Source organism: Neisseria sp. P0021.S007 (assembly GCF_051956855.1).
In genome coordinates this window covers 164,168-172,481 of record NZ_JBQCXA010000004.1, presented here as the reverse complement: position 1 = coordinate 172,481, position 8,314 = coordinate 164,168, and the positions used below count along the sequence as shown (strand labels likewise).

The 8,314-nt window shown below is 46.8% G+C and carries 9 protein-coding genes; 6 read left to right on the top strand and 3 right to left on the bottom strand.

All coding sequences use genetic code 11. The annotated features are described in order from the left end of the window. Window positions 1-369: 369 nt before the first annotated feature. Together ACTHUR_RS07360 and coaBC are read left to right on the top strand one after the other, a co-directional pair. Window positions 370-1,599, top strand: a complete 1,230-nt coding sequence (locus ACTHUR_RS07360) for a tetratricopeptide repeat protein (RefSeq protein ID WP_004519703.1) — start codon at window positions 370-372, stop codon at window positions 1,597-1,599. 44 nt (window positions 1,600-1,643) lie between these two features. Then, complete coding sequence (gene coaBC, locus ACTHUR_RS07355) at window positions 1,644-2,822, top strand: bifunctional phosphopantothenoylcysteine decarboxylase/phosphopantothenate--cysteine ligase CoaBC (RefSeq protein ID WP_039862104.1); 1,179 nt, start codon at window positions 1,644-1,646, stop codon at window positions 2,820-2,822. Between the two features lie 54 nt (window positions 2,823-2,876). On the opposite strand, the gene era is transcribed toward coaBC, so the two are convergent. Then, complete coding sequence (era, locus tag ACTHUR_RS07350) at window positions 2,877-3,806, bottom strand: GTPase Era (RefSeq protein ID WP_036493257.1); 930 nt, start codon at window positions 3,804-3,806, stop codon at window positions 2,877-2,879. 64 nt (window positions 3,807-3,870) lie between these two features. After that, window positions 3,871-4,590: a ribonuclease III gene (rnc, locus tag ACTHUR_RS07345; protein WP_003683027.1), complete on the bottom strand. Its 720-nt coding sequence runs from the start codon at window positions 4,588-4,590 to the stop codon at window positions 3,871-3,873. A gap of 254 nt (window positions 4,591-4,844) precedes the next feature. Between rnc and ACTHUR_RS07340 the strand changes: the two genes are divergently transcribed. The 3 genes from ACTHUR_RS07340 to nusB all read left to right on the top strand — a co-directional run bounded on the left by ACTHUR_RS07340 (window position 4,845) and on the right by nusB (window position 6,290). Continuing rightward, window positions 4,845-5,168 (top strand): DUF2185 domain-containing protein, encoded by a 324-nt coding sequence (locus tag ACTHUR_RS07340; RefSeq protein WP_039862122.1) that lies wholly within the window; start codon window positions 4,845-4,847, stop codon window positions 5,166-5,168. A 93-nt stretch (window positions 5,169-5,261) separates the two neighbouring features. Beyond that, complete coding sequence (gene ribH, locus ACTHUR_RS07335) at window positions 5,262-5,741, top strand: 6,7-dimethyl-8-ribityllumazine synthase (protein WP_003748562.1); 480 nt, start codon at window positions 5,262-5,264, stop codon at window positions 5,739-5,741. Between the two features lie 120 nt (window positions 5,742-5,861). Further along, window positions 5,862-6,290 carry a transcription antitermination factor NusB gene (gene nusB, locus ACTHUR_RS07330; RefSeq protein ID WP_004519698.1) on the top strand — a complete coding sequence of 143 codons (429 nt, stop codon included), beginning with the start codon at window positions 5,862-5,864 and terminating at the stop codon, window positions 6,288-6,290. Between the two features lie 117 nt (window positions 6,291-6,407). On the opposite strand, the gene ACTHUR_RS07325 is transcribed toward nusB, so the two are convergent. Then, window positions 6,408-6,830 (bottom strand): type IV pilin protein, encoded by a 423-nt coding sequence (locus ACTHUR_RS07325; RefSeq protein WP_004519697.1) that lies wholly within the window; start codon window positions 6,828-6,830, stop codon window positions 6,408-6,410. A 289-nt stretch (window positions 6,831-7,119) separates the two neighbouring features. Between ACTHUR_RS07325 and ACTHUR_RS07320 the strand changes: the two genes are divergently transcribed. Further along, the gene (locus ACTHUR_RS07320) at window positions 7,120-8,301 is read left to right on the top strand and encodes an efflux RND transporter periplasmic adaptor subunit (RefSeq protein WP_004519696.1); all 1,182 of its coding nucleotides are present in this window, start codon (window positions 7,120-7,122) and stop codon (window positions 8,299-8,301) included. Window positions 8,302-8,314 lie beyond the last annotated feature (13 nt).

The following is an 8,314-nucleotide window of genomic DNA, read 5'->3' as shown; positions in this document are numbered from 1 at the left end:
TTTAGCAAATGTCAACTAAAATTATCGAAAATTCTAACTAACTGTGTTATACTGTCTGCTTCGTTTTCTTCACCGCGTCAGCAGCGAAGAACCGAACTATACGCCTACCTACAAAACCAGTCAACACCCAACTTCAAAAAAATTAAAATTTTTTCACAACTATCTGTATTTAAATAATTTAAAATTTATTGGATTTTATCGTTCGATAGATAAAACAGATATCCAAAGATAAATAGTCCTGCAGTTTTACTCTTAATTGCCACATTCAAACACTCTATATCTCTATACTACTGGCGCTTTAGTCCCATCTACTCTTACAATCTCTACTTTCTCCAATAAAACAATCATAAATTTAGAATAGTCCCTATTATGAATAACGAAAAGATTCAACAAAAATTTGAACAAGCATATCACTCTTTTATCGAAGAGGAAAATTACGAGGAAGCGCTAAAACGTGCCGAGATTCTTTGCCTTCTCAATCCACAATCTGTCGAATTTCATCACAAAGTTGCTTATGCCTATCTGAAGCAGTTGAAATGGGAAAAAGCCATTGAGGCTGAAATGAAAACGTTAGAGCTGGATAGCACCTATATTCCTGCTTTGGATTTACTTGCCCATGCTTACGGCGCCCTAGATAATTGGGAAAAAACCGGGTTTTACGGTCATCAGGCTTTGGTTCTAAAAGACAAAGCCATCCCAGACCTAGAACATGAAATAATTCCGACATCAGCTCCAAAAAACGGCAAACGGATTATCTCCTTTTCTTTATTTGGCAATAATTCCAAATATATTGAGCCTGCCGTCTTAAACACCCAGCTTGCTCCTGTACTTTTCCCCGGTTGGACATGTCGTTTTTATATTGACGATTCTGTATCGGCTGAAGCTATTCAACGATTTAGAAATAACGGTGCAGAAGTGATTAAGGTTGGCGCTCCATTGGACAACTGGCCGGGTACGATGTGGCGCTTTCTTGCCATCAATGATCCCGAGGTTGAATACGTTATTTTCCGTGATGCAGATTCTATTATTTGTTATCGTGATGCAGCGGCCGTATCCGAATGGATAAAAAGTGGTACACTATTCCACACTATTCGTGACTCGGGCTCGCATACTGCCCTAATTCTTGCGGGTATGTGGGGCGCTAAAGCGGGCGCAGTCCCAGATATGCAGGAAAGGATTCAAAACTTTGTCGACGAGGGCTATCCTTCCAGGCATTTTGCCGACCAAGATTTTCTAGAAAAAGAATTGTGGGCCTATATCCGTCAGAATCTGTTTGCACATGACAGATTATTTGATTTCTGTAATGCACACGAAATTCCCGGCGAGTTCTACTCTAATTATCAAATCGCTTTCAGCGAAGGGGTCACCAGCTTTAATGCAACGACTGATTATGAAGACGGCAGTCTGGCAAGATGGACGCTGTACTCCAGTGCTTCGCCTTTGGTCAATCCGGACTACTCGCTCAATGTTGTTCCTGAATTTAAAGTCTGCAGTTATGTGACTGAAGTGAAAAACGGGGTGGTTTCAGCATTCTTACCGAAGAGATATGGCAATGCGATTAAAGCAAAACTGGCCAGGATCAACATCGAACAAATCTAATTTGATTTGATTCCTATATACCTCATTTAATGAACCCATTATTTATGAGCAAACACATTCTCCTCGGCATTACCGGCGGTATTGCGGCGTATAAATCTTGCGAACTGGTCAGACTGCTGAAAAAGCAAGGACATTCTGTATCAGTGGTAATGACAGATTCTGCGACGGAATTTGTCTCCCCACTGACTTTCCAAGCTTTAACCGGCAACCCTGTTTTATCGGATACCTATTCAGGCACTTCCAATAATGGCATGGCGCACATCAATCTGACGCGTGAAGCTGACGCATTTCTTATTGCACCAGCCACTGCCAATACGATCGCCAAAATTGCCAACGGATTGGCTGACAACCTGTTGACTACTTTGGCCGCAGCCAGAAAATGTCCTTTGGCCGTTGCGCCTGCAATGAATGTCGAAATGTGGAACAACCCTGCCAACCTGCGCAATATTGAGCAGCTGGTTTCAGACGGCATTACCGTGTTTTACCCAAACAGCGGCGAACAGGCTTGCGGCGAAACAGGTACCGGCAGAATGGTCGAAGCGGTCGATCTGGCAGATTTGTTAGAGGATTTATGGACACCCAAGCTATTGAGCGGCAAAAAAGTTCTGATTACAGCCGGCGCAACGTTTGAAGCCATCGATCCTGTCCGCGGCATTACCAATATTTCCAGCGGACAAATGGGCATGGCTTTAGCACGTGCGTGCCGTGCTGCCGGAGCGAAAGTCACGCTGATTTACGGTCAAATTCAGATGGCCTTGCCAGCAGGCTTGGCTCATTCCGAACAAGCTGTCAGCGCAGAAGCCATGTATCAGGCAGTTCACCGCCATATCCATGAGCAAGATGTCTTTATTTCCGTTGCAGCCGTTGCAGACTATAAAGTCAAAAACAGCAGCAACGAGAAACTGAAGAAAAACGGCAATCAGCCTCCAATTATCGAACTGACGGAAAATCCGGATATTCTCGCATCCGTTGCCGCCCTACCTTCTCGACCATTCTGCGTCGGCTTTGCTGCCGAAAGCCATCAGGTTTTGGAATTTGCTCGGGCAAAACGTTTGCGCAAAAACGTACCGATGCTGGTAGCCAACCAAGTTTCCGTTTCCATGGGCAAACCAACCAATCAAATCACCATTATTGATGACCTTGCCGAAACCTCATTTCCGGAAACATCCAAACGCCAAGCAGCGGATGAAATCGTCAAACGTCTGACTGAGTTGTTGGCTTGATAAAAAAAGGCCGTCTGAAAATTTTTCAGACGGCCTTTGTTCAAACACATTAAATCACAATCCCAATTCGCGCAGGAAACGAATATCGTCTGCCCAACCGGATTTCACTTTCACCCAAATCTTCAAAAAGACTTTGGTATCAAATAATTTTTCCATATCAAGGCGGGCTTCAGTAGAAATTTTCTTCAATTTCTCCCCACCCTTGCCAATCAAAATCGCCTTTTGGCTGTCTTTATCGACCAACACCGCGATATAAATGCGGAACAGTCCGCTTTCCTCTTCCTCAAACTGCTCCACTTCAACATTCATCGCATACGGCAACTCTTCGCCCAAATAACGGAACAGTTTTTCGCGCACAATCTCCATCGCCAGAAATCGGCTGGATTTATCCGTCACCATATCTTCCGGATACATCGGGATACTTTCCGGCAGATACGGCTTGAGCAATTCCAGCAAATTGGCAATACGCAGACCATGTTTCGCGCTGACTGCCTCGCTGGCGGCAAATTCAAACTCTTGGCGCACTTCATTGATAAAAGCCTCAAGCGCAAATTTGTCTTTGGCTTTATCTTTATCGATTTTATTGACCACCAATACCACAGGCGTATGCTTAGGCAACTGCTTCAGCACCACGCGGTCCGCATCGGTAAAGCGCATGGCTTCCACCACAAAAACCACCACGTCCACGCCGCTCAACGCTTCGGTTACGTTTTGATTAAGACGGTCATTCAAGGCATTGCGGTGATTGGTTTGAAAACCAGGCGTATCGACAAACACAAATTGCGCCGTGTCGTCGGTGTAAATACCGGTTACACGGTTGCGCGTGGTTTGTGCTTTTTTACTGGTAATACTGATTTTCTGACCAATTAAATGGTTCATCAGCGTGGATTTGCCGACATTCGGACGACCCACGATGGCCACAAAGCCGCAACGATAATCCGTCGGGTGTTGCGACTCGTTTTGCAAAAAGGTTTCGATATCCATTTATATATGACTTTCTTGATTGTTTCAGACGGCCTTTGCATTTTTTCAAAGGCCGTCTGAAGTATCATTTTTTAGCTTTTTTCAAAGGGAACTTCTGTTCCAACCACTCTAAAGCTTCACATGCCGCTTTTTGCTCGGCCACTTTCCGACTGCTGCCGCGTGCATTGCAGATGAAACCGAGTTCGCCCAAATCACAGGAAATCACAAACATCGCATCAGCCGTCTGCTCCGCCTGCTCTTCGATTCGGTATTTCGGCAGGGCAAAGCGACGTGCCTGCAAGGCTTCCTGCAAAGCGGTTTTACTGTCTTTCTTGCCGATATTCAAATCCGCACGTTTCACGCGTTCCGCAAACAAATGGCGAACCACTTTTTCCGCCGCAGAAAAATCAGCGTCAAAGCTGACCGCCGCAAACATCGCCTCCATTGCGTCAGCCAAAATCGAAGGCCGTCTGAAACCGCCGCTCTTCAACTCGCCGGCACCCAAATACAAACCGTCGCCGACATTCATTTCCAACGCGATTTCAGCCAATACGCCTTCATTCACCAAAGCCGCGCGCATCCGCGACAACTCGCCTTCCGACAATTTCGGAAACGCGTCAAACAACATCCGCGCCACTGAATAGTTCAAAATCGAATCGCCGACAAATTCAAAACGCTCATTGTGTTTGGCATTGTAGCTGCGGTGAGTCAAAGCCTGCTGAAGCAGCTCCATATTGCGGAACTCATAGCCCAGACGCTTTTGAATCGCTCGATGCGCCTGCTGTTTGAGCAAATCAGGTTTCATTCCATACTTTCAAAAAAACAGCCGGAAAGCACGCCTCATCCGCAGTGAAACAAAATAAAAAGGCTACACCGGCAACTTTTTTATTTTGGCTCATTGTTTCTTGCGTCCCTCAAGCCGATAAACAATCAAAAGCCGTCATGTTCAAACCTGACGGCACTTGCCGACATTGTACCATCAAACCGACCCTGCACACATCCGTGCGGAAAAGCGGCGAATCGTGTAAAATCATGCCAAATCATCTCTTTGCCAACTCCATGAACAAATTTGCCCAAGCATTGGCCGCAGCGCTCGACCGCTGCATTGTTACCAACACCGTCGCCGAACAAGGCAAACCCGTCGGCTTCCTCTACCGCGAAGCCCCCGTATTTGAAAACGACAGCGGCTGGCGTATTTTCAGCGGCGACGAAACCGACGAATACACCGACAATCCCGACAACTTCAGCATTGTCAGCCTCTCCGCCATTACCGCAGACAATCCCGACATCGCGCCCCTGCTGACTCAGGCAGAAGGCAGCGCGTGGGAATTAAACGAAGACGGCGAGTTCCAAGCCGTTGCCGATTGGCAGCCGCAAGAATAATCCATCCCCATTTCGTTTCAGACGGCCTTCCCTATAACCAGGCCGTCTGAAACCGAGCCGAATCCCTATTTCACCAATATTGAAGGAATCATCATGAACATTATCGAACCCCGCCTCGACGGTACCAACTTGCGCATCGGCATCGTTCAGGCCCGCTTCACCAACGAAATCGGCAGCGAAATGGTCAAAGTTTGCTGCCGCACCTTAAAAGAATTGGGCGTAGCCGAAGACAACATCACGCTTGCCACCGTCCCCGGCGCGCTTGAAGTGCCTATCGCGCTGATGAACCTCGCTTCATCCGAACAATTCGATGCCCTGATTGCCATCGGCGTTGTCATTCGCGGCGAAACCTACCACTTTGAATTGGTATCCAATGAATCCGGCGCAGGCGTCAGCCGCGTTGCCCTTGATTACAACATCCCGATCGCCAACGCCATCCTGACGACCGAAAACGACGAACAGGCCGTCGCACGCATCGAAGAAAAAGCCTCCGATGCCGCCAAAGTTGCCGTAGAATGTGCCAACTTGGTCAACCATCTTTTGTCAGAACAATACGAAGACGACGAAGAATAAGTTCTCCCCGTATTGAATACCGCATATTTTCAGACGGCCTCCCAATCATGACATTGAGGCCGTCTGAATCATTCAATATTCAGCCGACAACCATCGGCACCCTCTTCACAAGGAATACCCATGAAAAGCCCACGCCGCCGCGCACGCGAGCTTGCCGTACAAGCCATTTATCAAGCAGGCATCAACAAAACAGCCGCTCCCGAAATCGCCAAAAACATCCGCGAACTGTCCCAAGCGCCCAATATGGATGAAGAGCTGTTCAACAAACTGTTTTTCGGCGCGCAAACCCATGCCGAAGAATACATGGAAAAAATCAGCCCCCTGCTCGACCGCGACGAGAAAGATCTCAGCCCTATCGAACGCGCCGTTTTGCTGGTTGCCTGCCATGAGCTGAGCACCATGCCTGAGACCCCCTATCCTGTCATCATCAACGAAGCCATTGAAGTCACCAAAACTTTCGGCGGCACCGACGGCCATAAATTCGTCAACGGCATCCTCGACCAACTGGCTTCACGCATCCGCCCTGACGAACCGCGCCGCAAAGGCTAAGATGGGCTTCACATCGGGCCGGGATTACCAATCTTTGCCCTGTATAAGCTAATGTGCTTATACAGCCAAACCATCCAAAAGGCCGTCTAAAATTCAGACGGCCTTTTATATTTCGATTTATTCCGATTTTGGTATTTCATAACCGGGGCAGTTTTGTTTATCACTGTTTGCCCAGATGATACCGCTGTCGTTGTAATAAACGGTACAAGTTTCATCGGCATTGGTTTCTCTATTGGGTACAGCCTTCAAAATATAACCTGAATCGGAAGGATCAGGCATAGAATCCGTACCTTCGGAAAAACTAATATTGAAATATTGATTCTGCTGCAAATTTTCGGTAGGAAACCCTACAAAAGTACTTTTTTGAGTATAGTAGCGTTCAAGTTGTTGGGCATTATGCAGCATCTGTGTGCGGACGGATGCGAGACGCGTTTGGCGGATGTAGTTTTGATAAGACGGATAGGCGATGGTAGCGAGAATGGCTGCAATCAAAACGACTATCAGCAGCTCGATAAGCGTGAAGCCTTGTTGGTGTTTCATTTTATTTGTGTCGTTAATAATTGGAATAAGACATGAATATTATAGTCGTTTTCTTGCGGCTTAAATGTTCAGATTCGGAGGGAGTTTGGGAATTTATGTAAACGAGGTACAAGTTCTGAAAAATATCTTCATCCTTTTATTTTTTATTTCAATAAGTTAAACTTCAATTTAAGTTGACCGTCTCTTGGTTGGTCTTGGTCTTTACAGTAAAATCCAGTTGTTTTTTTGTTTCTATCAATACATTGGTTGCTTGTCTGCGACGTTATTTTATTGAATTGGTTCCTTTTATATGTCTAAAGTTTTCAAGTGGGCGGCCGGTACGGCTGTTATCGTGGCTGCGGCTTTCGGCGGCTGGTCTTTGATGAAGCCTGAGCCTCAGTCTTCTTTTATTACGGAAGTGGTCAAACTCGGCGATATCCGTCAAACCGTATCGGCAACCGGCGAAATCTCGCCTTCCAATTTGGTATCCGTAGGCGCGGAAGCTTCAGGCCAGATTAAAAAACTGTATGTGAAACTGGGCCAACAAGTAAAAAAAGGCGATCTGATTGCAGAAATCGACTCAACCAATCAGCTCAACACCTTAAATACCGAAAAATCCAAACTAGAAACTTATCAGGCAAAATTGGTTTCTGCCGAAATCGCACTTTCCAGCGCGGAGAAAAAATATAAGCGCGAACTTGCCTTATGGAAAGAACAGGCCACTTCCAAAGAAGATTTGGAATCTGCACAAGACTCTTTAGCCGCAGCCAAAGCCAATGTCGCCGAACTGAAGGCCTCCATCAAACAATCCAAAATCTCCATCAATACAGCCGAATCCGAACTGGGCCACACGCGGATTACCGCCACCATGGACGGCACCGTAGTCGCCATTCCTGTTGAAGAAGGCCAATCCGTCAATGCGGCGCAATCTACGCCGACCATTATCCAACTGGCCAATCTGGAAACCATGTTAAACAAAATGCAGATTGCCGAAGGCGATATTACGAAAGTCAAAGCCGGTCAGGATATTTCGTTCACCATTTTGTCCGAACCGGACACGCCGATTAAAGCGAAATTGGACAGCGTCGACCCCGGCCTGACCACCATGTCTTTGGGCAGCTACACCAGCAGCACGGACACGACTTCCAATGCAATTTACTACTATGCCCGCGCCTTGGTGCCAAATTCCGACGGCAAACTTTCCATCGGCATGACCACTCAAAACACGATTGAAATCAACGGCGTGAAGAATGTTTTGCTGGTACCGACGCTGACTGTGAAAAAGCATAACGGCAAATCCTATGTCAGCATTTTGGGCGCAGACAATAAAGCGGTAGAACGCGAAGTGACCGTCGGTTTGAAAGACAGCATGAATACCGAAATCAAAAGCGGCTTGAAAGAAGGCGAAAAAGTGATCGTTTCTGAAATGAGCGCAGATGAAAAGAATAAGAGCAGTGAACGCGCGATGATGGGTGGCGGCCCTCCTCGCTGATTGATTAAGGTCG

What these genes read in the sequence shown, in the direction of transcription:
- ACTHUR_RS07360 (WP_004519703.1), top strand. Translation starts at nt 370, where the DNA reads ATGAATAACGAAAAGATTCAACAAAAATTTGAACAAGCATATCACTCT.
- coaBC (WP_039862104.1), top strand. Translation starts at nt 1,644, where the DNA reads ATGAGCAAACACATTCTCCTCGGCATTACCGGCGGTATTGCGGCGTAT.
- era (WP_036493257.1), bottom strand. Translation starts at nt 3,806, where the DNA reads ATGGATATCGAAACCTTTTTGCAAAACGAGTCGCAACACCCGACGGAT.
- rnc (WP_003683027.1), bottom strand. Translation starts at nt 4,590, where the DNA reads ATGAAACCTGATTTGCTCAAACAGCAGGCGCATCGAGCGATTCAAAAG.
- ACTHUR_RS07340 (WP_039862122.1), top strand. Translation starts at nt 4,845, where the DNA reads ATGAACAAATTTGCCCAAGCATTGGCCGCAGCGCTCGACCGCTGCATT.
- ribH (WP_003748562.1), top strand. Translation starts at nt 5,262, where the DNA reads ATGAACATTATCGAACCCCGCCTCGACGGTACCAACTTGCGCATCGGC.
- nusB (WP_004519698.1), top strand. Translation starts at nt 5,862, where the DNA reads ATGAAAAGCCCACGCCGCCGCGCACGCGAGCTTGCCGTACAAGCCATT.
- ACTHUR_RS07325 (WP_004519697.1), bottom strand. Translation starts at nt 6,830, where the DNA reads ATGAAACACCAACAAGGCTTCACGCTTATCGAGCTGCTGATAGTCGTT.
- ACTHUR_RS07320 (WP_004519696.1), top strand. Translation starts at nt 7,120, where the DNA reads ATGTCTAAAGTTTTCAAGTGGGCGGCCGGTACGGCTGTTATCGTGGCT.